This is a genomic window from Cryobacterium sp. HLT2-28 (genome assembly GCF_004402495.1).
Classification (GTDB): domain Bacteria; phylum Actinomycetota; class Actinomycetes; order Actinomycetales; family Microbacteriaceae; genus Cryobacterium; species Cryobacterium mannosilyticum.
Genome location: NZ_SOFH01000005.1, coordinates 135,949 through 159,676 on the forward strand (window position 1 = coordinate 135,949; position 23,728 = coordinate 159,676).

Annotated in this window: 24 protein-coding genes and 2 pseudogenes; 5 read left to right on the forward strand and 21 right to left on the reverse strand. The window is 62.7% G+C overall.

The window, feature by feature from the left end; translation table 11 throughout:
* Positions 1-89 precede the first annotated feature (89 nt).
* The 8 genes and pseudogenes from E3O48_RS01705 to E3O48_RS01740 all read right to left on the reverse strand — a co-directional run bounded on the left by E3O48_RS01705 (position 90) and on the right by E3O48_RS01740 (position 7,162).
* Entirely contained in the window at positions 90-1,496 is a 1,407-nt protein-coding gene (locus E3O48_RS01705; protein WP_134537093.1) for a DJ-1/PfpI family protein, read from the reverse strand.
* A 359-nt stretch (positions 1,497-1,855) separates the two neighbouring features.
* Positions 1,856-2,449: a PadR family transcriptional regulator gene (locus tag E3O48_RS18265; RefSeq protein ID WP_370248883.1), complete on the reverse strand. Its 594-nt coding sequence runs from the start codon at positions 2,447-2,449 to the stop codon at positions 1,856-1,858.
* Between the two features lie 93 nt (positions 2,450-2,542).
* Positions 2,543-3,151 (reverse strand): cysteine hydrolase family protein, encoded by a 609-nt coding sequence (locus E3O48_RS01715; RefSeq protein WP_134537095.1) that lies wholly within the window; start codon positions 3,149-3,151, stop codon positions 2,543-2,545.
* Positions 3,148-3,372 (reverse strand): annotated as a pseudogene (locus tag E3O48_RS01720) (N-acetyltransferase family protein); the annotation flags it as partial. The pseudogene E3O48_RS01720 and the gene E3O48_RS01715, both read right to left, overlap by 4 nt.
* Positions 3,366-4,634, reverse strand: coding sequence for an NAD(P)-binding domain-containing protein (locus E3O48_RS01725; RefSeq protein ID WP_134537096.1), 1,269 nt, complete (start codon positions 4,632-4,634; stop codon positions 3,366-3,368). The pseudogene E3O48_RS01720 and the gene E3O48_RS01725, both read right to left, overlap by 7 nt.
* Positions 4,631-5,017: a hypothetical protein gene (locus E3O48_RS01730; protein WP_174774735.1), complete on the reverse strand. Its 387-nt coding sequence runs from the start codon at positions 5,015-5,017 to the stop codon at positions 4,631-4,633. Before E3O48_RS01730 ends, E3O48_RS01725 begins: the two co-directional genes overlap by 4 nt.
* A 336-nt stretch (positions 5,018-5,353) precedes the next feature.
* The gene (locus E3O48_RS01735; RefSeq protein WP_134537097.1) at positions 5,354-5,836 is read right to left on the reverse strand and encodes a hypothetical protein; all 483 of its coding nucleotides are present in this window, start codon (positions 5,834-5,836) and stop codon (positions 5,354-5,356) included.
* Positions 5,837-6,244: 408 nt separating this feature from the next.
* Positions 6,245-7,162: a S9 family peptidase gene (locus E3O48_RS01740; protein WP_134537098.1), complete on the reverse strand. Its 918-nt coding sequence runs from the start codon at positions 7,160-7,162 to the stop codon at positions 6,245-6,247.
* A 37-nt stretch (positions 7,163-7,199) separates the two neighbouring features.
* Here E3O48_RS01740 and E3O48_RS01745 point away from each other — a divergent pair, with 37 nt between their 5' ends.
* Positions 7,200-7,880: a TetR/AcrR family transcriptional regulator gene (locus E3O48_RS01745; protein ID WP_134537099.1), complete on the forward strand. Its 681-nt coding sequence runs from the start codon at positions 7,200-7,202 to the stop codon at positions 7,878-7,880.
* Here the strand turns inward: E3O48_RS01745 and E3O48_RS01750 are convergent.
* Positions 7,877-8,830, reverse strand: coding sequence for a DUF5937 family protein (locus E3O48_RS01750; RefSeq protein WP_134507377.1), 954 nt, complete (start codon positions 8,828-8,830; stop codon positions 7,877-7,879). The two genes, E3O48_RS01745 and E3O48_RS01750, sit on opposite strands and share 4 nt — an antisense overlap.
* A gap of 55 nt (positions 8,831-8,885) precedes the next feature.
* On the opposite strand from E3O48_RS01750, the gene E3O48_RS01755 reads away from it, so the two are divergent.
* Positions 8,886-10,142, forward strand: a complete 1,257-nt coding sequence (locus tag E3O48_RS01755) for an MFS transporter (protein WP_134537100.1) — start codon at positions 8,886-8,888, stop codon at positions 10,140-10,142.
* 110 nt (positions 10,143-10,252) lie between these two features.
* Entirely contained in the window at positions 10,253-11,041 is a 789-nt protein-coding gene (locus E3O48_RS01760; protein ID WP_134537101.1) for a glycoside hydrolase family 16 protein, read from the forward strand.
* Positions 11,042-11,143: 102 nt separating this feature from the next.
* Here E3O48_RS01760 and E3O48_RS01765 read toward each other — a convergent pair whose 3' ends face one another.
* The 3 genes from E3O48_RS01765 to E3O48_RS01775 form a co-directional block, all read right to left on the reverse strand.
* The gene (locus E3O48_RS01765) at positions 11,144-11,998 is read right to left on the reverse strand and encodes a carbohydrate kinase family protein (protein ID WP_134507380.1); all 855 of its coding nucleotides are present in this window, start codon (positions 11,996-11,998) and stop codon (positions 11,144-11,146) included.
* A gap of 238 nt (positions 11,999-12,236) precedes the next feature.
* Positions 12,237-12,458 (reverse strand): hypothetical protein, encoded by a 222-nt coding sequence (locus E3O48_RS01770; protein WP_134537102.1) that lies wholly within the window; start codon positions 12,456-12,458, stop codon positions 12,237-12,239.
* A 44-nt stretch (positions 12,459-12,502) separates the two neighbouring features.
* Entirely contained in the window at positions 12,503-13,255 is a 753-nt protein-coding gene (locus E3O48_RS01775; RefSeq protein ID WP_134507382.1) for an MBL fold metallo-hydrolase, read from the reverse strand.
* Positions 13,256-13,617: 362 nt separating this feature from the next.
* On the opposite strand from E3O48_RS01775, the gene E3O48_RS01780 reads away from it, so the two are divergent.
* Both E3O48_RS01780 and E3O48_RS17920 read left to right on the forward strand, forming a co-directional pair.
* Positions 13,618-15,048, forward strand: a complete 1,431-nt coding sequence (locus tag E3O48_RS01780; protein ID WP_134537103.1) for an MFS transporter — start codon at positions 13,618-13,620, stop codon at positions 15,046-15,048.
* 149 nt (positions 15,049-15,197) lie between these two features.
* A pseudogene (locus E3O48_RS17920) lies at positions 15,198-15,836 on the forward strand (DDE-type integrase/transposase/recombinase); the annotation flags it as partial.
* 366 nt (positions 15,837-16,202) lie between these two features.
* On the opposite strand, the gene E3O48_RS01795 reads toward E3O48_RS17920, so the two are convergent.
* The 9 genes from E3O48_RS01795 to E3O48_RS01835 all read right to left on the reverse strand — a co-directional run bounded on the left by E3O48_RS01795 (position 16,203) and on the right by E3O48_RS01835 (position 23,460).
* A complete protein-coding gene (locus E3O48_RS01795) occupies positions 16,203-16,514 on the reverse strand; it encodes a metal-sensitive transcriptional regulator (protein WP_134507385.1) in 312 nt (103 codons plus the stop codon).
* A 452-nt stretch (positions 16,515-16,966) separates the two neighbouring features.
* Positions 16,967-17,239 carry a hypothetical protein gene (locus tag E3O48_RS01800; RefSeq protein ID WP_134537105.1) on the reverse strand — a complete coding sequence of 91 codons (273 nt, stop codon included), beginning with the start codon at positions 17,237-17,239 and terminating at the stop codon, positions 16,967-16,969.
* Positions 17,240-17,291: 52 nt separating this feature from the next.
* Positions 17,292-19,559: a cation-translocating P-type ATPase gene (locus E3O48_RS01805; RefSeq protein WP_134537106.1), complete on the reverse strand. Its 2,268-nt coding sequence runs from the start codon at positions 19,557-19,559 to the stop codon at positions 17,292-17,294.
* A gap of 46 nt (positions 19,560-19,605) precedes the next feature.
* On the reverse strand, positions 19,606-20,562 hold the full coding sequence (locus tag E3O48_RS01810; RefSeq protein ID WP_134537107.1) for a heavy-metal-associated domain-containing protein: 957 nt from the start codon (positions 20,560-20,562) through the stop codon (positions 19,606-19,608).
* Entirely contained in the window at positions 20,559-20,771 is a 213-nt protein-coding gene (locus E3O48_RS01815) for a heavy-metal-associated domain-containing protein (protein WP_134507389.1), read from the reverse strand. The genes E3O48_RS01810 and E3O48_RS01815 overlap by 4 nt, the downstream gene beginning before the upstream one ends.
* A 297-nt stretch (positions 20,772-21,068) precedes the next feature.
* Positions 21,069-21,635: a septum formation family protein gene (locus E3O48_RS18270; protein ID WP_166788585.1), complete on the reverse strand. Its 567-nt coding sequence runs from the start codon at positions 21,633-21,635 to the stop codon at positions 21,069-21,071.
* Positions 21,636-22,082: 447 nt separating this feature from the next.
* Positions 22,083-22,574, reverse strand: coding sequence for an FBP domain-containing protein (locus E3O48_RS01825; protein ID WP_134537109.1), 492 nt, complete (start codon positions 22,572-22,574; stop codon positions 22,083-22,085).
* Positions 22,575-22,604: 30 nt separating this feature from the next.
* A complete protein-coding gene (locus E3O48_RS01830) occupies positions 22,605-23,174 on the reverse strand; it encodes a TetR-like C-terminal domain-containing protein (protein WP_134537110.1) in 570 nt (189 codons plus the stop codon).
* Between the two features lie 70 nt (positions 23,175-23,244).
* Positions 23,245-23,460, reverse strand: coding sequence for a hypothetical protein (locus E3O48_RS01835; protein WP_174774736.1), 216 nt, complete (start codon positions 23,458-23,460; stop codon positions 23,245-23,247).
* Positions 23,461-23,728: the final 268 nt, after the last annotated feature.

Genomic DNA, 23,728 nt, shown 5'->3' on the forward strand with positions numbered 1-23,728 from the left:
GGGACGTGCGAGGAGCGAGGCTGCGTGATAGGCCCGCCTGGTCGCTCCGACAGGCGGATGTTCCTGAGGAGCGGATCTCGGAACGGTGTTCATGAACTGGACTCTACTGACTCTGCGAGGCGCGAGGTCCCGATCCGTCGCCGACGGATGGCGAGGCGAATGGCTGCGGGAAGGAAACCAACCGCAATGGCCAGGAGGACGCTGGTGAGCAGCAGGAGCGGCGCACGCCAGGAGGTGCCCTCGGGGCTCAGGGCCAGGTGCTTGGTCGGGTAGTCGATCATCTTCGCGGCGCTTTCCGCTGTCGCCTGGTCAGTGTCGTGAGCAATATAGCGAAGTGCAGCGTCGAACCCGTTCTCGCCGGCGGACCGGTTGATGGTATCGATAGGCACGGTGTGTTCGGCGGCCCAGTCGATCATCGCTGGATCCACCTCATCTGCCGGCGTGGTGCCGGGAATGATCAGCCGGTCGATGGTGGGTCCCGTGCCGAGCGCTCTGGTGGAGAGGACAAGTCCATGGCGGGTAGTGATTGTATCTCCCGCTGACACCGCGACGGCTCGCGCCGCGAACGAGACGTTGTAGACCTCGAACAGGCCGGCAATGTCGATTTCGCTGTCACCGTCGCTGAGCCCGACGCCCAGCGTTGGTCGCAGCCACGGCAGAATCGCGTTCAGTGCTACCGGTGCGTCGGCGACGGTAAAGTGTTGGGTCGGGATGTCGGCTGGGCCTTCCAGGGACCACCCCGGATAGTTCAGCGCCTGTCCCACTCGTTCGGCTTCCGCGGGTCCGGCCAGGTCAGCCATGACCTTCAGGGCACCGGGGATGCCCGACGTCACACCTGCAGTGGTGGTTACTGAACCGTCTTGCACGTATCGTTTTCCACGCACCCAGTCAACCTGCGGTCGGCTCTCCTCGAGTGCGCTGATCCTGGACCAGTGGGAGGTTGCGTGCAGGCCGTCAAGGATGCCGGTTTCGGCTAATACCAACGCGCCGCTGCAAATTCCGAGGATCCGAGCCCCGCGATCAGATTGGTCCGTGATGAAGGTGCGCAGCGCGGATTCTTTTGTTCCGGTGGGCTCTTGGACTGCCGGAACCACAACGACGTCCGGGCGGGGAGCCTCGCCTGATTCGACCTGGTCGAACGTGTGCACTGGTAGCACGGCCGGTCCACCCTCCAGCTGAGCGGGCGAGGCGCTAGCCGCGACCGCGTACACCGAGAACTGTGGCGAGCTGGCGAAAACCTCGTACGGTGCCAGGAAGTCGCTTGCGACCGTGGGAGTAGCGCCCAGGGCGATTGCAACAACGATCGGCCCGGCAGAGTTATAGGCGCTCGGGGTGGGCCACACCAGGCCCGGATCCACTGGTGTGGTAGCGGCGGCCTGGCTGGTTGTGACCAGCGCCCCGCCGACTGCAATGGTGGCGATCGTGACGACTGACAAGCCGATCGCGCCGGTGACGCGAAGCGTGCGGCGAAGAGAAAATGGCATCAAGTACTCCAAGGTGATGAGGGGGAAGGGGCCGCTCCTGGCGTAGCCGCGAACGTAATATCAAGCTACGGAACGGCCATTTCCAGTGAGTCCTCCTCACGGGTGGAGTTAGCGCCCCGTTATGGTCCCTGGGTACGACACCGGGCTTTTCTTCAGAACCCGAATCCTCCAGCCGGTGCGGTGCAAGAGCTGATTGCCGCCGCCGGACGGCGTGCGGTGGGTGAGGGGCGGACTCATCAGGTGACGCGCGCAATCGCGGGGAGTAGCCGTTTAAACACGTGGTTCGAATCGAACCCGTCTAATCGGACAATGCTGGCGTTCCAATCGCCGTGTGACTCACGTTCGACATCCGCCGATAGGGTCCTGCAGGTTCACGGCCGGCCGCGTCCACGCGCGGGTTGGGACGATGTAGCCTCAAGCTTCGCAAGGTCAGCAAGCGCCTCATCCGCCCAGGCAATCGCGGCACGCGCGGAGTGCTCACCCGCCGAGACAGTAAGGAGGATATAGGGAGCGGCCTGGGCAAGCCCTCCATTTTCGGCCACTTCCGTGCGAGCTGTCTCCATGCGCGCGAGAGCGGCCTCCGCTTGCTCCCGCGCCTGCAGCACGAGCTCCCTACACGCTTCAGGACCGAGCTGGCTGCCGAAGAACAACCGAAGCATGAGCCCATTTCGTGGGTTTGGTGCCTGTGGGGGCTCAGCAAGAAGCTCTCGGAGTCGAGTAACTCCAGCGTCGGTAATCCCAAACTTGCTAGAGCGGGAATCGGTAGCCTCTTGCCGTTCAACTAAACCCTTTCGCTCCAGCTCGGCCAGGACGGGGTATATCTGACCGAAACTCTCGCTCCAGAAGTGACCCAACGTATCCCGAATCTCCTCCCGCAACGCATATCCGGTCATCGGCATAATGCTGAGCGCTCCAAGTATCGCTGTCTGGGACTGATCGGAACGCGGCACTAGTGATCCCCTCATATATCTGATAGATACATCACCGTAGTCAGGCTCAGCCTCGGTGTCAAAATCACCGGCACCGCACCTTCAGGCCCGGCCTCCGGGGCGCACTGGCTATCCGGCGGACGGGCGGAGCCGTGGTACCTGTTCGAGCAGATCGGCGGTGGTAACGACCGTGGCGAATTCCCCGTCTAGGTTTACCCCGGTCATCCGAGACAGGACAGCTGCCGCGACGTTCTCACCGTCCTGAGCGATGCGGTCAAAGGTATGGGTGGCGTCCAGGGGGAAGTACACCCGGTAACCGAGGTTGCCCCCCACTCGCGCTGTGGTCTCGCAGCAGTGGTTGGTCGTGATCCCACAGACGACCAGTTCCTCGATGGCGTTCTCCTGCAGCCAGGCGTGCAGGTCAGGAGTGCCATGGAAGCTGGAATTGACGCTTTTGGTGACCAGGAGATCCGGGGTGCCCGTGATGATGTCCTTGAACGCGTTTCCGGGGTTGTCCGGGTGGAGAGGTGAGGAAGGCGCGGTGGAGTCATGGCGGACGAAGATGACGGGTCGACCGGTTTCCCGCCAGCGCGTCAACAGAGCCTCGATGTTCGCCTCGCACGACGGATTATCTCGCGGACCCCAGTAGGCGGTCTCATCGAAGGCTTGTTGGACGTCGACAATCACAAGAGCGGCGCGCGGATCAAGGGCTCGAGGCAAGGACGGGTTATCAGTCATGGTGTTCCGTTCAGTGAGGTGCGTCGTTCAATGAGGATGGTATCGCGCCACGTGCCATCAGCAGGTCCGTACGACATGAGTGCGATTCGTTCACGTCGGCCGATAACCCGGAATCCGGCGCCCTCGTGCAGGCGCAGGCTGGCCGTGTTCTCCGGGAAGACCGAGGACTGGATCGTCCAGTGCCCATTCTCCTCGGCGGCGGTGATGAAGCTCTTCAGGAGCAGACTGTGGAGCACACAGCCGTCGCAGGCAGCTTGAGTTCGACGTTGCTCGCTGCCGTGATGTCGCCGGCGATCCATGCAGTGATGGAGCGTACCTGTTCGTATCCGGTGGCGAGCAGGAAGGTGGGCGCGCGGCCATAGCTCTTCATTCCTGCCAGGAAGAAACCGGGCTCCGGGTGGGTGAGCTCGGCGAAGACGTGCGGCTCTACCGTCCCGCAGGTGTGCACATTCGGGTCAATGAGCGGCGCGAGGCGCTTGGGCGCTTCAATGATCTCGTCTAGTTCGAGGCGGATCTCCCGAAGCATGGCAAGGTTCGGCCGGAATCCGGTGGCGCTGACCACGAGGTCGGTGTCGTGCTCGACCAATTCGCCAGCGCGAGAGCCATAGACGCGGACTCCGTCGTCGGTGCGGCCTAAGCGCACAATCTCGAATCGGTCGACGACGGCGATGCGCCCGGCGGTGACGAGCGCGTCGACGCGACGCCCGATCGACGCCCGCGCAGCGAGTCCTTCGTCGTCGGAAGTCGTAACCCGGACAGCGCTTGCGTTCCTGATCAACCATGTGATGCGGGTTTCCGGTTCCTGCTCGGTGAGCTCCGCCAACGCCAGCAGCGTGTTCGCGGCGGAGTGACCTGCGCCGACCACCGTCGTGTGCCGGCCGGCGAAGCGCGCGCGGTCCCGGCCGAGAACGTCGGGCAGGGCGTGGCTGACCCGGTCAGTAACGTCGGCGAGTCCGAGTGGATCCAGCCCCGACGACGCGAGGCTGTTCGGATACGCGTAGGTGCCGGACGTGTCGATCACGGCGCGCGCAGTGAACTCCTCGACGCCCTCAACGGTTCGCGCACGGAGCAGGAACGGCGTCGACGCACGACGTGCAGTGCGCGTGCGGTCCATGCCCCGCCGAGTCACCGCCTCAACCATGACGCCGGTCCGGATGCGGTGGGCGAGTGAGTCGAGCGCCGCCAGCGGCTCCAGATAGTTCTCCACGAGTTCGGCACCCGTCGGGAGACCCTCGGGGGCCGGCAACTGCCACCCAGTTGCTTCGAGCAGTCGGCGCGACGCGGGGTCAACGACGTGCTTCCACGGCGAGAACAACCGAGTGTGCCCCCACTGCCGAATGCTGGAGGCGATCTCGTCGCCCGACTCGTAGATCACGAATTCGATTCCGCGCTCGACGAGGTTGGCGGCAGCAGCGAGCCCGACCGGGCCCGCGCCGATGATCGCGACCGGCAGGGATTCCGGGCTGCGCTGATGCAGGCTCATCGGGCAGCAAGAACTAGATAGATCGTCGCGAGGGCCAGCGTGGTCGGGGTCATGATGAGGCGTTCAAGTTTGCTGCGGGAGATTCCGTTCATGACAACGCCGAGCACGAAGTATGCCGTCATCACCCACATCGTGATTGCCGTGAAGGATTCGTTGACCACCGGCGGGACAAGGCTTGCCTTGGCCAGGGCCGCATAGGCGAAGAGGACATATATGCCTATGGACAGGGCGCTCCCGGCTCTCAGCTTGGCAGGGAGGACGCGATGCTGTCCGCCCCAGGCCATCCTCCCCAGCGGTGCTCCGGCAATGAGCGCACCTTGGAGAATTGTCAGGCCGGCCAGAACTGCGCAGGCAAGTATTGCAAGAAACTGATCCAAGGGCATTACGTGTCCATCCTCTTATCCGGCACACAGCGAGCACTCCCCCGGCTGAGGGAGAATCTCTTTCGGGACGCATGGCTGCGAAAACGCTGCCGGCGCAGCTCCAATTCAGGCTGCTCGGTCGCTCCCCCCTCTGCGGCACCGCTCCTGCACGCGCCGAGCGCCCGCACGGCCCGTCGAAACAAGACGAAACCCGTCAGGAATGCGGTGCCGACAACGAAGGAGCCCCGGGCAAAGGGTGAGAATGACCTCGTCACTGCAGGGTTCAAAGCACATCGCTTTCTATCTGTCAGATACATCTTACTGACATATCTAACAGATATGCCCGGCGATTGTTTCTCATTTCACGCGTCGGGCGCCGGAGCGCATGATTGTGAAGCGGAGAATCGCGGCCAACCCCATCAACGGAATCATCGCTGCATGACTGAGAGTCATCATCGTCCCGGCGGTCATGCTCCCCACCAGGAAGGGACCACTAGTAAGGACCGCAGGAAGAAACATCGCTGCCGACATTTCTGCGATGGCTCCCCAACTGTGACGTTTACAGATCATGTAGAGGGTCATCGGTATGGTCATGTTGAGCGCCATGGCGAAGTTCGACAGGACGGGCAGCCGGCTCCACGGATCGCTTACTCCGGCGAACCCCGGCAGAAGTTCGTAGAGTGGGTCCAAGGCGAACATTCCTGCGTACATCAACACGACCATTACGGCGAAATGCCCGACGAGGTGGAAGAGTGCTGATCGGCGCTGCAGGCCAGCCTGACCGATCTCCATCGAGGAATCACGCGAACGGACGCGAAAATGCGGCATATGCGACGTCATAGTGTCACTTGCCCCTGGACCGGGATTCCGCAGAGAGGGCGGCGTGAAGATGGCTCCTAATCGTGAAAACATGCGTCTCGATTCATTCAAGGGGTGAAGGGCCGTCGCTCCATGCGCCCGGGTTGCTCTCACGCTACGGAATGCCGCCAACGGGTACATCGGCCTTCGGGACGTTCCCCAGCACATCCAACCGGCACCGCGGTACCACGCGATCGAGAAATAATGTTGCTGCGTACGTTGGGGTGGTGTTCGACGCACGTGACGGCGCATTCAGACCGCTCCGGGGCCGCCTGTCGGCCCCCAGATGAATCGAAGGTCAGGCGCGAGTCGCGGTCAGCCGTCAGGAAGTGGCCTCTGCCGCTGAAGGCGCCGGCCTGGATCCCGCGTCCGGACGCTCGTTCAGAGTGCTCAGCGCCTTTCCACGGATCTCCCCTGGGCGACTGGAAGAGGCGCGGCGATGAACTCGAGGACGGCGTCGAGAGTGAGGTCCGCCGATAGGATTCGCCGATGCCCGAGCCCCTCGGTGGCGACCAGGTGCGAGCGCTCACCGTGGGCGGCGTGAAGTTGTTCCGACTGCTCGATGTCGACGACCGGGTCCACTCGATCATGAAGCAGCAGCAGAGCGACCGATGCCGGAAGTGGGTTCTGGACCCCGGAGAAGCGTGAAAGTGCATCGGGTTCGTTCTCGAAGACCCGGCGCACGAACGCTGCGCCCAACTCAGCCGTCGCGGCCGGCCCCAGGCCAAGCGACTGCCCGAAGTAGCTGAGCAGGTATCCGGGTTCGGCAACCCCCGAAATTCCAACTACACGGTTCGTGTCCAGGCCATTGGCCACGGCGGAGATTGCGCCGAGCACGCCGAACGAGTGGGCGACGACGGCTTCGAAGGATCCGTGCAGGCGCTGCAGCTGGACCATTGCGTCGACGTACTCGCGCACGTCGGTGTAGCGTCCGTCGGAACTTCCGTTGGCCGGCGCATCGAAAGAAACGACGGTGTAGCCCTCGGCGCGTAGCTCACGGATGAGGCGGGCAAACTGGACGGCCCGGCCGCGCCAACCGTGCACGAGCAGCACCGGGCGGGCGCCGGTTCCCCACTGGTAGGTGACGACGTATTTGTTGTTCACGGTGATGGTTCCCACGCGAGCGCTGTCGTGGGTTGCACGTTCGTCCGGGCGCACGGGCAGACGGCTGCCCACACGCCTGAAGAGGATAAGGGCGAGTCGACCAGCCAGGCGCGGGGAGAGAGTTTCAGCAGCGGAAAAAGCCATTCGGATGACACTAGGCATGCTGGTCTCCTCACCAGAAGAACAATACGAACGACCGTACATGTAACAATACGGATGATCGTACTACTAAACTGATGTCATGAAACCACTCGACGGTCGAAAAGTCCGCGGCGACGAGTCACGCCGCGCCGTTCTGGCTCGTGCCGTTGACATTGCGTCCGTCAACGGGCTTGAGGGGCTCACTATCGGGCGTTTGGCAGCCGAGGTGTCCGCGAGCAAGAGCGGCGTGGCCGCACTCTTCGGCACCAAAGAGCAGCTCCAGCTCGCCGCGATCGAGACTGCCCGCGGCATATTCACCGCCTCCGTCATCGACCTGGCACGCACACAACCTCGCGGTCTTCGCCGGCTGTGCGCCCTCCTTCGAAGCTGGATCGACTACTCTGCCGATCGTGTTTTCGAGGGCGGATGTTTCTTCTTCGCTGTTTCCGCTGAATTCGACTCTCGGCCCGGCGTTGTGCACGACGCCATCGTGCGGGCTGTCGACGAGAGAGACGCATACATTGCCGCCAACATCGGTCACGCCGTCGATCAGGGAGAGCTGCTCGACACCACCGTCAGCCGACAGCTCGTGTTCGAACTCACTGCTCTGATCGAGGCGTCCAACTCGTACTCGCTCCTACGCATGTCTGCGGAACCGTACGAATTCGCTCGCCGCGGCGTCGTATCCCGACTCCTGGCGAGCGGCGCCAACATGACGGTTCTCGCTGAGGCTGGCCTCGTAGATCCGGTCCCCGGCAAACCTGGCACCGGTCGACCTTAGCCGCCGAGAAGCGCGGTACCCAACTCGCTTCGGAAATAGAGTACAACGCGGCCATGGCGCGTCGACGTGACGAGGCGTCCGGCGTGGAGTGCCCGCAGGTGCTGGTTCACTGCGGACGTCGTAACGCCCATACGAAGGCCGAGGTCCGTGGACGAAGTTGGCTCGCTGAGAACCGCCAGCAAGGCCGCCCGGGTTCGGCCGAGTAGTTGGATGGCCCCTGCATCAGTCGCCGACGTGCTTGTCTCCCACATCGCACCCTGGCCGCGTGCCGCGTACAGAATCATCGGCGGCCCGCTGGGATCACTCGGTGCGCTGGCGCCGCTCGTGAAAATGGTAGGCACGAAAGTCATACCGCGCCCTGCCACTGCCTTCGAGGTCGTTAGTTTGCACTCCACCTGCACAGAAAGAACGGCGTCGGCGATGGACACCCTGGTGTCAATGGTATTTATCATCGCGGACAACCCAACCTGAGCAATCTGCCGACCGCGATAAGCAATGTCAGCCTCGAGAAGGGTGCGCATCCGAAGCCAATGTGGTTGAAAGCAACTCTCCCAGTACTGCTCGAGAATGTTGGCCGTTCGGTCGAGAGCGGCTCTCGGATCGCCCCTCAGCGCGGCCGGTATCTCGCCATGTATAGCCTCGATCTGCCGCGTGAAAAGCGAAGGATCAGTCGACCGGAATCTGTCCAGCTCGTCGACGATCCGCGTCAGGGGACTTCCCGGTCGCGGATTGAGCAGGTCCGGCGTGCTCAAGCGCGTGTCGATAAGCGCGAGCAGCAGTTCAGTGTCCAGGCGTGAGCGCGCCTTTTCCGTGCGCCTCAGCCAGGGAAGCTGGAGCGGAAATCGGGCAGGGTCCTTGAGGGCACGGAGCGAGAGCCCCATCTCGCACAGGGGTGAAATACCGAACCGCACTTCGCCGACGTCTTCCTCGTTCAGCGTGTAGGTCAGCATGAAGCAATACCCTACATCAGTTCTTTTGCGCACTCACCTCTGGCAGAACTGACATATGCCTACTGAAGCTCCCGCAATCGACCGCATCGAAGTGCACCCCGACGGCCCATCAAGCCACCAGATGTTACGAATTCTCGCCACCCAGATATTCTTGAACTCTCTTGGACGCGGTGTTTTCCTGGCTCTCACCGTCCTGTACTTCACATTGATCGTCGGACTCAGCGTCACGGAAATCGCCGTCATTCTTACTGTCTCAAGCGCGTTGGGCGTGGCCACGTCGTGGCTCGGTGGCAGCCTCGCGGACAGAGTGAGCGCCAAGCGACTCCTTCTCGCGCTCCTGGTGGTGGAAGGGCTTGCCTTAGTGTCCTATGCTTTCGCCTCGTCGTTTATGGTTGCGCTCGTCATAGCCTGCGTGGTGAACGGGGCCAGCAGTGGCAGCAAGGCCGTGAGAGCGACCATCGTCGGCCGGGCCTTCGAAGGCGAAGTCCGGATCAGGACACGAGCGATTCTACTTACTGTAGGAAACGTCGGAATTGCACTTGGCGGCGCGGCGGCGAGCATCCCGCTGTTGTTGGATGCCCCGGACGCGTACCGCCTGACAATCGGTATCGCCGGTTTCGCGACCTTGATCAGCGCCGCGCGTATCGTCGCCCTGCCACGCCGCGTCGACGCTATTGTGCTGTCCAAGGTCGATCGGGCGGCCTCAGCTCACCTGGTTGGCCGGTCACCCTGGCGGGACCCACGCTACCTGGGGCTGGCAGCGCTCTCCGCGCTGTTCGGTATCCAGTTCGGTCTCGCCGAAATTGGCCTCCCGTTATGGGTCTTGCGCCACACGCAGGCCCCGGTGGTTGTCGTTTCCATAGCTCTGATCGTCAACACGGTTTTGGTAGTCGCCCTGCAGATTCCGCTTTCGCGCGGTAGCCATGACATACGACGCGCAGGAAAAGCGGTTTCCTTGGCGGGCGTATTCATGGCTATTGCGTGCGCCGTCTACGCTGCGTCCGCAGGAGTGTCGCCCGTACTGGCTCTCGCGCTGATCCTCGCCGCAGCTGTTGCCCACACATTCGGCGAAATCCACTCCTCGGCGGGAATCTGGGGCCTTAGCTATGAGCTCGCCGACCCGCGTAGCGCCGGCGCATACCAGGGACTATTCGCGATGGCGTTCTCAATCGGCACCATGGTGACCCCCGCTGTTATCGCCGTCACCGTTGTAGACAATGGAACAGCAGGTTGGGTCGTACTCGGCGTGATCTTCCTCTCTTCATCGGCCGGCATTCGCGCGATCGCTCATCGTGCCCCGTCGAGCGCATGATCGTGGTACACCGTTCATGGCGACCGAACGTCAGCCGCAGAACTAGGACGTGACCAGGAATTCACGCCTCTTGAGAGGCGACCCGGACGTGTCATGGATAGGATTCCCCAATGCGTCTTGACCGGTCGGGCTACGAAGTTGATTTCCTCGACACCTTCGAGGGTGACGAACTTGACCGATCGCGTTGGGTTCCGTCGTACCTTCCTCAGTGGGGTAGTCGCGCGTTGTCTGCTGCGCGGTACGCGCAGCAGGATGGCAAACTCCGGCTTCAGATCGAGTCGGATCAGCTTCCGTGGTCGCCGGAGCACAATGGCCGCTTACGCGTGTCGAACCTTCAAACCGGGGTTTTCGCGGGTCCGGTCGGCAGTGAGATCGGCCAGCACCGCTTCGCGGCGGGGTTGCGCGTCCGCGAGGCCCAAGATGAGCAGCGTTTGTACACGCCGCTGTACGGAATCATCGAGGCGCGGGTTGCTGCGATCGCCGATCCGAACTGCATGGTGGCGCTGTGGATGATCGGCTTCGAAGACCAACCCGACCGTTCGGCGGAGATCTGCATCTTTGAGATCTTCGGCAAGGACGTCGCCGCAGACAAAGCGGTTGTGGGCATGGGGTTACACCCGTTCGGTGACACGCGAATTCAGGACGACTTCGTCAAGATCCCCATGATGCTGGATGCCCGTGAGTTCCACACCTACAGCGTCGAGTGGCTGCCAGGCGAAGTCAGGTTCTTCATTGACGATGAGCTGGTCGCATCCATGGAACAGTCTCCCGCCTATCCGATGCAGCTCATGCTGAACGTGTATGAATTTGAGGCGACGGCCGCAGAAAGCTACCCCAAAGTGTTCGAAGTCGATTGGGTGCGGGGCTGGCGACCATTCTCCGATACGACCGGTTCGTGACCACGCGGTGAGCACGTCGCCTGCGCCCTCCACTGAGGACCAGCGATAGGCGACGTTCATCAACCATCGGGCCTACAGGCGCTACTCACCACGGCTCGCAGGCTAGCGCTGTAAAGCCTCGAGGGACGGGTGAAGGTGCTTGGTGCCGAGCGCGACTGCTGCCTGGCGTGTGGCCGCCAAGAGGGCCTCATCAGTGGATGCGCCGGACAGGGTGGCATCCAGATAGCCCGCGAGAAACGCATCGCCGGCGCCGTTTGTGTCCCTGACATCCACCGCCACCGCGTTCACACGGTGAAGCCCGTCGGCGTCGAATGCAACGGCGCCGTCTGCGCCGAGAGTACACACCACTGCATCGGCGCCTCCCTCCACCCGTGCGCGCATGAACGGCACCGGTTCATCCATTCCATCACCGTTCATGAAGATGAAATTGGCCGCCTCAATGAACGGTTTGTGGAATTCGGACAGGCCGTCGTAGTCGTGCACATCCGTCCAGATGGGTATGCCAGTACCCGCGGCCGCGGGGAGGAGAGCTCGGGATGTCTCGGACAGGTCCATCACCAGCGCCGCTGCATCCACACTCATCGCCTCGAATCGGGCGATGTTCGGTGCGATGAATTCGGGTACTGACAGGTAGATCGACACCCGCTCTCCGGCAGGCGTCATCAGGTTCAGGTGCCGTTCGCTGTCGCCGGGAATGTCATCTGCGACCACGGTGATGTCGGCGGACTCGAGCGCCGACCGCAACCGGTCGGACTCGGGGTCGTCGCCCAGCACGGTGTGACATATGACGTGGCGGCCCAGTCCTGAAAGGTGCAGCGCCTTTCCTGCAGACGTTCCGCCGATCGTCTCGAAATGCTCGAGGGCGAACTGAGTGTGGGGGTGAGGCTCCGGCAGCCGGTCGAGGTAGACAAGCTTATTCCACGAGACCGGCCCGCAGATAAGAATGTGATCGTGCACTGCTCGGAGCCTCAATCCTCAAGGGGGTCTGCGGGTCGGACCAGATTGACCCGGGCCGCTACGCGGCGCGTCGCCGACTCCCGGCGATCGCCACTGGCATAACTCTACGCATTGACTGAATCTTCAGCGCACGGAATCGACTCTCGGGAACGGCCACTCCGCGGCACCGCAACCTCGAATCGGAGACCCGTGTCAACCAGGCATGTCACGGCCAAGACACTCGCGCCAAACTGACGCGTCACGAGCGCCAGCGCCACCGTCTAGACCGTGTGCTCAGCTCCGTGAGCAGGTCTTTCAGCCGCCCCGTGACGTCGTGGAGATCGCGGCCGCCGGTGTCGATGTCTCTGCCGACACGGTCGACGAGTTCCCAGTCTCCGTAGCGCTTGCCAGACATGATCGGCCAGCCCATAGCGAGGCTGTGCGCATCGGTGAAATGGATGCTCGGCTGGGGGTCAGTCATGGAGTTGTTCCATTCAGAGTGCCGCCTCTGTCGGCGAGTGGGGCTCATGCCCCAAGGTCCCGCGGCACGCCGGGGGTGAGCCACTTGAGGCGATCAGTCAGACCGGCTCCTGCAAATGAAGCCACGATCTCGTCTTCTGTTTCTGTGAAGTGTTCCCAAGAGGAGTAATGAATCGGTACCACGATGTCGGCTGCGAGAGACGCGGTGAACTTGGCTGCGCTCGCGCTGTCCATACTGATCATCTGGTCCCCGAGGATGGCGAACTTCGCCGCGCCGAGGTGCAGCACCGCTACTCCGATCGAAAAGAGTTCGCTGATTTGATCAAGGTCGCTTTCATAGGTGGTGTCGCCGGAGATGTACAGGACCTTCTCTTCCCCAGGCACCCGGAGGATGAACCCAATCACGTCTCCTGCGGGACCGTGATGTGCAGGCGTCGCTGTGATGATCACAGACTTCTCACCCACCACGACCGTGTGGCTGCTCCAAGGCGCAACGCCCACCGCGTGGCCACCCAGCCGTCCCGCACCACTTTGGGTGGTTATGACGAGCTTGCCGTCCAGCAACCTCCTGCCGGCCTCATCCAGGTTGTCCGGGTGTTCGTCGTGGCTGAGCAGCACGGCGTCAATCGGAGGGAGTTCGCTCGCGGGTATGGCTGGCATGGTGGTGCTCCGCAGGACTACCGGCCCCGAGACATACTCGGTCGGAGCGGGGTCGAACACGGGATCGGTGAGGAACGTCAGCCCCCCGAATTGAACGAGCATTGTTGCTGTGCCGATATGCGTCAGGGTTGTCTGCATGGGTCTTCCTCGGAATCTGGATTTTCAAACGCTCGTACCGTTTGATCGGCACGGCATTCATGGTTAGGGGACAAAAGCCTGCATCGCTGGCGAGAGGGCCAGCAAACGAGCTATAGTAACTATACGCACGATCGTACAGTATGTTGCAAGTTTTTATGAAGTGCGATGAAATCGGGGCCCTCCAGGTCCCCCTCGCGATCTTCGACCTCATGGAAAAGGCGGTCGAGGGCACTGGGCGCTGGGCGTCGCCTTCGACCTCCCGTTAAGGAATCGCGCTTGACGTGGTACCCCATAGGGGTATAGCTTGATACCCCTACCGGGTATCTCTCGGTCTCTACTGTCATTTACTAAAAGGAGCAGCAATGAGTTCGTTTACAGACCGCGGTAGCGGTCGGCGCTGGCTGGGCTTGGCTCTCATCGCCACAGCTCAATTCGTGGTAATCATGGATACGTCGATCATCGGTGTTGCTTTACCGGACATCCAGCGTGAGCTCGGGTTCACTCCCGAGTCGCTGTCTTGGGTTTTCAACGCTTATGTCGTGGCCTTTGGAGGGCTGCTACTGCTCGGCGGGCGGCTATCCGACCTCTTCGGCGCACGGAAGGTCTTCATTGGGGGTTGGGCGACACTGCTCATCGGCTCGGTCCTGGCCGGAGCTGCCGGAACAGTCGCTTTCGAGATCGCGGGCCGGGCTGTGCAGGGAGTGGGTGCCGCATTGATCGCCCCTGCCGCATTGACCTTGCTCATGACCCTGTTCGGGGGAACACCGGACCTCCCGAAGGCCTTCGCGATCTATGGTGCAGCCGCCCCGATTGGAGGAACAGCTGGTGTGTTCCTCGGTGGCGTGCTTACTGAATATGCAAGCTGGCCTTGGGTCTTCTACATCACGATTCCCATCGCTCTGCTCGTCATCATCGCGGCCCCCTTCGCACTGCCGGCCATACCGGCACGCAGCGGGTCAATTGACGTGGGCGGAGCGCTGACAGCAACTGGCGGGCTCACGGCGCTGGTGTATGGGATCGTCCGCGCCCCCGAGGCCGGGTGGGTCGCACCGGAAACTTTGACCGCTTTCATCGCCGGCGTCGTGTTGCTGCTCCTGTTCTTCGTCATCCAATCCCGCAGTCGACAGCCCCTCCTCCGGCTCGGCATCTTCAAGGCGCCACAGCTCGGGGCGGCGAACCTGGCACAGTTGCTTCTCGGCGCAGCATGGATTCCCATGTGGTTCTTCCTGAATCTCTACCTTCAGCAGGTTCTGGGAGCGGGAGCATTCGCATCCGGCGCCGCACTGCTGCCGATGACCGCATTGATCGTAGTCGGCATGATTGCCCTCGCTCCACGACTGCAGGCCCGATTTGGGGCCAAACCGATGATTGTCAGCGGTCTGCTTCTGCTGAGCGCCGGCCTCGGCTGGTTGGCATTCGCGCGGCCAGACGGCAACTACGTGGTCGATGTGCTTCCGGCTTCTCTCGTCGCCGCGCTGGGAATGGCGCTTGCCTTCGTCCCATCGCTCGGAACGGCCATCTCCAGTGCACGGCCCGAGGAAACGGGCACGGCCGCCGGTCTGGTGAACACCAGCTACCAGATCGGTTCAGCAGTCGGGCTCGCTGCTCTCACCGCGGTAGCCGCCGTGTTCACGGGCGCAGCCGGCGATGCGCCTGCGCTCACAGACAGCTACTCCGCCGCCTTCGTGGGGGCAGCCATCATCGCCTTCGTGGGGGCCCTGGTGGTCACTGTTACCCTGCGGCCTGCAGTTGCTGCAGTGCAAGAACCCGCGATGTCGCAAGCAGCGGTCTGAACCGCCCAGTGGGGCAGTGGCACATCATGCCATGCCCCACTGGTCCGCGCCCTTAGGTCGCGTCCCGTTGAGTGGTGGAGTTTGGGACTGCCCCCGGTTTGGTTGACTCCTGACCTGTGGAGATTCGTCTTCGCTGGAAAGATGTCATCATGCCCAAGCCCTACCCACCCGAGTTCCGCCGCGATGTTGTCGCGGTAGCCCGGAAGCACGAAGCCCCGTTGAATCAGATCGCGAAAGACTTCGGCATCTCGGAGTCCTGCCTGGCGAACTGGCTGAAGAAAGCCGACGTCGAGGAAGGCGTCAAGCCGGGTGTGACCGAGAAGGAGTCCGCGGAACTGCGGGATGCCAAGAAGCGCATTCGGCTGCTCGAGCAGGAAGCCGAGGTCATGCGGCGGGCCGTCGCTTATCTCTCTCGGGACGTCAACCCAAAATGATGTACCCGCTGGTCCGTGAGCTGGCCGTCGACGGTGTTCTGGCGGCTCTGCTCCCAGCAACGGCTCTGGAGCGTGTTCGCGAAAAAACGCGGCCTGACGCGCAAAGCCGGCCCGCCCGCCCACGACGACCAGGTCAAGCGGAAGTCCACCGCGACACGCCCGAACCAGCTCTGGCTCACCGACATCACCGAACACCGCACCGACGAGGGCAAGATGTACCTCTGCGCGATCAAAGACGTCTACTCGAACAAGATCGTCGGGTACTCGATCGATTCGCGGATGAAGGCGTCCCCGGCCGTCGCCGCGGCCCGGAACGCGATCGGCCAGCGCACCATCGACGGCACGATCCTGCACCTCGGCAAGCTCACCCCAATCGAGTTTGAGACAATAGACGTGGCCCTCAAAGCCGCCTGAAACCACTAACCCTTTGAGTCAACTGAACTCGGGGCAGTCCCGTTCTCGACACCGTGCAGGTCAGCGTTTCTGATTTCCCCACAGTGAGCTCAGGAACGGGAATCACACCGTGAGTGCGCCGGCGAAGACGCCGGTGGGGGTCTCGTTCAGGGCCTCCAGTTGCCGCATAGATCCCTCGGAGAGGTAGCGGCGAGTGGAGGCCTCCCACTCGCTGTGTTGCTCGACGAGAAAGCAGGGCCACCCCGATCAGGACGACCACGGTCTGGGAGATTGACCGAGTCGTCGACTCTCTGCTTCGAGCTGCCGTCAGGACCGGACGAGGCGGGCGATCGCGTCGCTGGCCTCTTTGATCTTCGCTTGCGCATCGGGGCCGTCCATACGGGCGGCGTCGAGCACACAATGCGCGAGATGGTCATCGAGAAGACCCAAACCAACAGCCTGCAGTGCACTGGTGAGCGCGCTGATCTGCGTGAGGATGTCGATGCAGTACTTCTCCTCGTCGACCATCCGAGAGATTCCTCGAGCCTGACCTTCGATCCGACGGAGCCGCTGAAGATACTTATCCTTGTCCGTGATGTACCCGTGCGGGTGTTCGTGTGTGACGGGCATTGAAGTCATTTCCAGTTCCTTCGTTCTCACGGCCGAGGACGGCCCGGGTGCTCGCTTCGGGGCCGAGATCCATGCGGCGCAACAGCTGCGTTGAGAGCGACCATGACCGTGGACAGAGACATCAGGATCGCGCCCAGTGAATCGTGGACATATCTTGTCCTTCGTGCATCTCGCGGGTGAGATCAGCCACGTGAGGTGCGTCGTGGCCTGGTGACGTCGGCATAGAATCAGGGTATACCCCGTTAGGGTATTAGGGCTAGTTTGCGTTGCCCGGCTCAAGCGGCGCTCCTCGGGGTTACCCCTGCGAGGCCGTTGAACGCTCCCGTAACGATGTTGAGTGCCACAATACCCACGACAACGGCGATCTCGCGGTCGCTGTAGCCGTGGGTAGGGAGGCCGTCGATTTGCTTGTCGGTGATCGACGTCGGCTCTCGACACACCTGGAGGCCGAGGACAATGATCTACGCCATGTTGGCGGCGTACTTGGCGGGATTCGAGTCGAAGGCGGGCCCACATCCGCCGCAGCAGAGGTAGTACCGCTCGTCCTCGTAGTCGCGATACAGACCGGTCGCTTCGGCAGCCTTCTTGCTGACGGGGTTGCCGACCATCACCGGGCAGGTGGTGATGTCTTTCCCCACGCCGCCGAGCAGGTTCTCATGGTTGTTGCTCGCCGCGGCAGGGGTGGGCGCGCTTGCGCTGCAACAGCTGGAGGTCGCCTCGTGGTCGTTCATCATGTTGGGTGATTCCCTTCGTATTCATATTGATGGTGTGGGGTTGGTCGCGTTGTTACTTCGCGACGCTTTTGAACCCGCGCAGGCGCAGGCTGTTGCCGACGACGAAGACGCTGGATATCGCCATCGCTCCCCCGGCAAGCATGGGGTTGAGCATTCCAAGCGCCGCGATGGGGATCGCCGCGACGTTGTAGGCGAACGCCCAGAACAGGTTGGTCTTGATCGTTGCGAGCGTCTTGCGGGACAGGCGGATTGCGTCGACCGCGCTGCGCAGGTCGCCGCGCACCAGGGTGATATCGGATGCTTCGATCGCGACGTCAGCGCCGGTGCCCATGGCAAGACCAAGGTCGGCCTGGGCAAGGGCAGGGGCGTCATTGACGCCGTCGCCGATCATCGCTACGACCTTTCCTTCGCGCTGCAACCGGGCGACAACGTTGACTTTGTCTTTCGGAAGAACCTCGGCAATGACTTCCTCGATGCCCACCTCTATGGCGATCCGCCGGGCTACTGCCTCGTTGTCACCGGTGAGCAGGATCGGAGTCAATCCGAGCGCCTTCAACTGTGCGATCGCGTCGGCGCTGGTCGGCTTGACGGTATCGGCGACGACGAGGATGCCCCGCGCCCGCCCGTCCCAGCCCACAGCGACGACAGTCTTGCCTTCACCTTCGGCGCGCGCCTTCGTGGAAGCAAGTTCGCGGCTCAGCTGTTGAGACCACTCGGCGAGCAACGAATCACGCCCCACCAGTACGGCGTGGCCATCGACAATTCCCTGCACGCCCTTGCCTTCGATGTTCGCGAAGTCCTCCGGGGTCGGTAACGTACCGACCTCCTGCGTCGCCCCCTTCGCGATTGCCTGCGCAATCGGGTGCTCCGAGGCGTCTTCCAACGCCCCGGCTAGGCGCAGCAGCTCAGCACGATCCGTGCCGGGCTCAACGACAACGTCGACGAGCGTCATCTTGCCAGTGGTGACAGTACCTGTCTTGTCCAGAAGGACAGTATCGATCTTGCGCGTGGACTCCAGCACCTCTGGGCCCTTGATGAGAACACCCATCTGTGCTCCGCGGCCCGTGCCGACAAGCAGCGCTGTCGGCGTCGCCAAGCCCAGCGCGCAGGGGCACGCGATCACGAGGACCGCGACGGCAGCGGTGAACGCCGCGGTCACGGGGAACCCTGCGCCCAGCCAACCGCCCAGCACGACGAACGCGATCACGATCACGATCGGCACGAACACGCCGGAGATCCTGTCAGCGAGGCGCTGCACCTCGGCCTTGCCCGTCTGAGCATCCTCGACAAGCTTGGCCATCTGCGCCAGCTGCGTGTCTGAGCCAATCCTGGTCGCACGCATGACGAGGCGACCGCCAACGTTCGTCGTGGCTCCGGTGACGGCGTCGCCCTCGGCAACCTCAACCGGCACCGACTCGCCGGTGAGCATGGAGGCGTCCACGGCGGAGGTGCCGGAGATCACTACACCGTCGGTGGCGATCTTCTCCCCCGGGCGCACGATGAACTCGTCACCGACCTGTAGGTCTTCAACCGGGATCTTCGTCTCGATCCCACCGCGAAGCACCGAGACCTCTTTCGCGCCAAGCTCCAGCAGCGCTCGCAAAGCCGCACCGGCCTGCTTCTTTGACCGCTTCTCGAAATATCGGCCGGCGAGGATGAACATCGTCACACCGGCGCCCACCTCGAGGTAGATGTTTGCCGCACCATCGGACGGGGCCAACGCAAACTCAAACTGATGCGTCATCCCCGGAGTCCCCGCGGTGCCGAAGAACAACGCATACAGCGACCAGAGGAACGCGGCGGAGGTGCCAATGGAAATGAGGGTGTCCATCGTCGCGGCCCCGTGCTTGAGGTTCGTCCACGCCGCCTTATGGAACGGCCACGCCGCCCACAGGATCACGGGGGCTGCGAGCGCGAGCGAGGCCCACTGCCAGTAGATGAACTGCAGCGCGGGGCTCATCGCCATCGCGATTACCGGCACGGTCAGCACGATCGACCCGATCAGCCGGTTACGCAGCGACGTCAGCTCCGGGTCCGCGTCGTCGGCGTCACCGGAGGCCGCGCCGTCCTTCTTCCTGTTCTTGGGGACGGGCATCGCGGCGGTGTATCCGGTCTTCTCGACCTCGGCGATCAGCAGCGCTGGATCGTAGCCATTTGGGACTGTGACCTTCGCCTTTTCGGTGGCGTAGTTGACTGTCGCGGTGACACCGTCGAGCTTGTTCAGCTTCTTTTCGATCCGCATCGCGCAGGAGGCGCAGGTCATACCGCCGATCTCCAACTCGATGCCTGTGCCCAAACTCGGGGGCGCTGATGTGCTCATGTGTTGTTCCTTCTCTTAGCTGTTGGGAAAGGGTGAGACCTGACGCTCAATGCCCCTCCATATGCGATCCGGTCTCGGCACCCGTGGAGCCGCCGCTGCGGGCGGCATCGAGCACGAACTCGGCGGTGTGGACTTCGCCATTCACCTGAAAGTCCAGGTACAGCAGGTAACGGCCCGCAGTCGGGGCCTCTGCGGCAAAAACGATTTCCGGCCCGGCCGTTTCGCCAACCTTGGGGTCTTGACCCTCGGCGTGCACGTGTAAGAAGGCGAGATCGCCTTCACGCAGCGCAACGAGGTGACCGAACGCTCCCAGGTACGGCTCCAAGGTGGTCACCGGTTCACCATCACGGCTGATGGTGATCATGAGCTCGCTCGACGAGCCCGCCACCATTTCGCCGTCGATCGACACCGTGAAGCCAGCGACCTGATCGACCTGAGTCGGCTGCGGCGCCACAGGGGCGAACTCCCCGGCCACCTGAACCGTGCGAGTGAGGGTGATCCCGGAGGACTCCGCCCCTGCCGGCGTGAAGTCTGCGAACACGCGGTAGCTCCCAGCTTCCGCCCATTGCCAGGGCATCGACCACGTGCCCGATGGCTCGTCCAACACTGGGTGAACGTGACGGAACTGACTGCCATCTGACCGCGCCACGATCAGATGCAGATCCTTGTCGTGTGTGGTCGTGTACTCCGTGACCGGGGCGCCAGAGGCATCCCGAATCTGGAAGCTCAGCTCGCCGAGCTCACCAACAGATGCAGGCGTCTGAACAGGCGAGAGCTCATACCCGTCAACGCCAAGAGCAAGGCCCTTCAGCGTGACCGCGGCGGCAGACTTTACCTCGGCGCTGCCGGCATCGTGGCCCTCTTCATGACCGTTCATTTCGCTCCCTTCCGTCCACCCCGCAACGACGCGGTCAGGCACGACGGCCCCGGCGATCCCAAACGCGCCACCGAACGCCACCACAAGGCCGAGTCCGTAGACGGCAAGACGCACGCCGGTATTCATGCCGCCCGAACCGCCGAGTAACCTGCTTCCTCCACGGCGGCCAGAACCTGGGCATCGTCGACCGGATCAGAGCCTGTCACAGCGAGCTTGCCCGTCTGCGCATTCACCTCGATGCGGTCGACTCCAGCGATCTGGCCGACCTCTTCACGGATCGACATCTCGCAGTGCCCGCAGGTCATGCCTGTCACCTGGTACTCGTTCGTGGCCATTACGTATCCTCTTCCTCCGGCGTGGTACCCCTACCGGGTACATGTATCGGTAACTGTATACCCCGCTGGGGTATTCCGCAACGATAGAAGTCGGGACGGTGGCCACTAATACTCGATGCAAAAATTGCCCTCATCGGTGCTGATACGGACTGTTTCTAGCACTCTCGGACGGTTCATGGCACTCAAAGTGGCACCTTCCCGACGGGCTCTCTGAGGGACGGCCGGGACGTGAACCCAGGACCGACGGATGGCGTCAGGCCCGTGGTGGACCGCCGTTCCAACTATCGAATCCCCGGCCTAGTAGCCCGCACCCCTCAAGGACGTGGTCACGCTATCTCGCGGGTACCAGACCAGGCACGTGACTCTCCGGTCTCCGAACACGGTCCAGCTATGCTCCGCAGGATACATTGGGAGAAATTCGAACACGGAGTCTTCGTAACGGACGCCGATGAAGTCCGTGAATCGTTGATGGCAGCCATTGTTTGCGAGCTGTTCTATGGCCGCCGAGCCCGGATACTGGGTGTCCGGGTTACCGTCCAGCGCGAATCGGGCATAGGCCTCATCGTCATGTTCCTCGTTGCAGGGCACGATCGACTCGAGACCACCCGGACGATCCTTCCGCACGTCGATGCATTGGCCGACTTCAGGGTGGAAAGGCTGACTTTCGACTGCGGAAGGCAGCGGCGACGGTGCGGGGATTGCCGGCGCTGTCGCGGACGGAACGGCTCGTTGGGTCGCGGGTGGCGATGGTGGTGGAACGTCGGGTTGCCGAGCCGCACATCCGCTCACACCGGCAAGAAGTAGCCCTGCGATGACTGCACCGGAGAAAGACCGGCTGTGGCCAACGAGTTTTCTGGTGGTCATGTGGCGTTCATTCCAGGTCGAAGTGGCTAGATCGCGCCAATCTGGTTTCACCAGTTGGCGCAGGGCTACAGGGTGCCCGTCGATGCACGGCGTACACGCTGCATTCTGGGTTCCGGAATGAAGGCCGCGATGACGATGCAGACCAGTGCTGCGGCAAGGCCGAAGCCCAGGGCGAGCATGAATCCCGTCTCGCTCGGGCCCGGGTTGCGTTTGCATGAACGATGCACTCACTCCCGAGAGGGCAAGGACGGCAACAACCAGGTTGGGGTGAGTGGTTCGATCCAGCACCGTTCGGTCTGTCATTGTCGCTGGTCTTTCTGGGTGAGTTCGCGTGGGCACAGCGGAGAGATCGCCGCGCCCAGCGGTAGAGATTGCCAGGGGCGGCGATGGAAGGTTGTGATCTGGACCTGGGGACGGGGTGATGCCCGTGCGGCACCGAAGCGCAGATCAGAGGTTGTCGCGGAGGCCCGCGACGAATGCCCGTGAACGGAGTTCGAGCTTTTCGATTCGTTTGAGTCGCGCCGTGTCCCGATCGAAGCCGGTGTAGGCAAGTGGAGGAAGCTTGCGCACGTTGGCTGAGCACTCGAAGTTCGCACAGACCAGGGTTGCCACCGTGTCGCCGGCCCGTCCGGCGGGCCCCGTTCTTCGTGCGGTGAAGTAGTGAACGTCATTGGGGAGGGTAACGTCCTCGCACCAGGAACATTGCGGGCGAGAGCGGGCACGGCCGGAGGACTGCCGCATCATGATCCCGGTCGGTTCATCGTCGAGGTGGGTGACGACGTAACCGATGTTGGGGACTTTGGGATCTTTCCATCCCAGGTAGTCGAGGTCTTTCCAGACCAGGTTGTCGAATTCGGGCGGCAGCTTGACGGCCTTGCGTTCTCGAAGGGACGTATTGATGAAGGACGCGCGCACATCAGCAGCGGTGAGCTGTTTCACGGTGGGTCCTTTCTCGGTAGTGAGTGGATGTCAGCTGGATGGCCAGTGACTGAGAGTGAAGTGCAGCGCGTTCAGGGCGCTGTCCCACGATGCATTGGCGGAGCGGGTGCCGCGGCTGAAGCCGCCACCGCGTTCAAGCAGGACAAAGCCGTGGAAGGTGGAGTGCAGCAACCGCACGGCATCCGTTTCGTCGGGTTCGCTCAGTGCGTAGCCGCGCAAGATGGCTCGTGTCATGGCAGCGTGGCGCCCGGCAGCACTTTGCTCGGCGACAGCAGGCTCCAAGGACATTTGCGTCGACGCGTACCGCCCGGGATGATTCAGCGCGTACGTGCGGTACGCGTTGGCGAAGGCGACGAGCGCGTCGCGCCCGGCTCGCCCCGCAAGTGCCGCGCCTACCTGATCCGCAAGTTCCGCCAACGAGAGAGCTGCTACCCCGGAACGCAGTTCGTGGAGGCTGCGTATGTGGGCGTACAGGCTGGCGTCTTTGACCTCGAAGAGCCGGGCGACCGCGGACATCGACACATTCTCGAATCCGTCCGTGTCGGCCAGGTCTGCAGCAGCGGCGATGATGCGGGCCGGAGTAAGTCCTGCGCGTGCCATGAGTGTCCCTTCCTTCTTTTCCTAGGATTACACTAATTCTACCTAGGGGTCCTAGTCAACCGTCACATTCTCAGAGGCGGTCGGCGAACGGGCCGACCGGCGAGAAGGCATAGTCGGCGAACCGCTCCCCAATGAGCCGATGACTCGCCGCGTCGGGGTGCAGGGCGTCAGCGAGCGGATGGATGACGGCATCCGTCGAGTCGTAGAGTCGTGTCCCGTCCAGATAGTGCAGGTTCGAGTCGTGTGAGCGAGCCTCCACGATCGACGCCAGGGCATCTCGGATCACGCGCAGGGTGAGGCGACCGAATTTCGCGATGCCAGCCCGTCAGCTCCACCACCTCAGTGAGGATCCGGGACTTCCCCGAACGGTCAGCGCTCCGATACACGAGCGCTTTCTTCTTCGTCACAGCCTGGCCGTTGCGTCATCGTCAGCTCGATAGAAACGGGCGTAGCCCCAATACCGTTCAGTTAAGCATTCTCGTGTTACGTTGTGGATATGGCGCGTACAGGGTGGGTGAAACCGGTCTCTGACCGTCGGTTGTCGGATTTAGTGT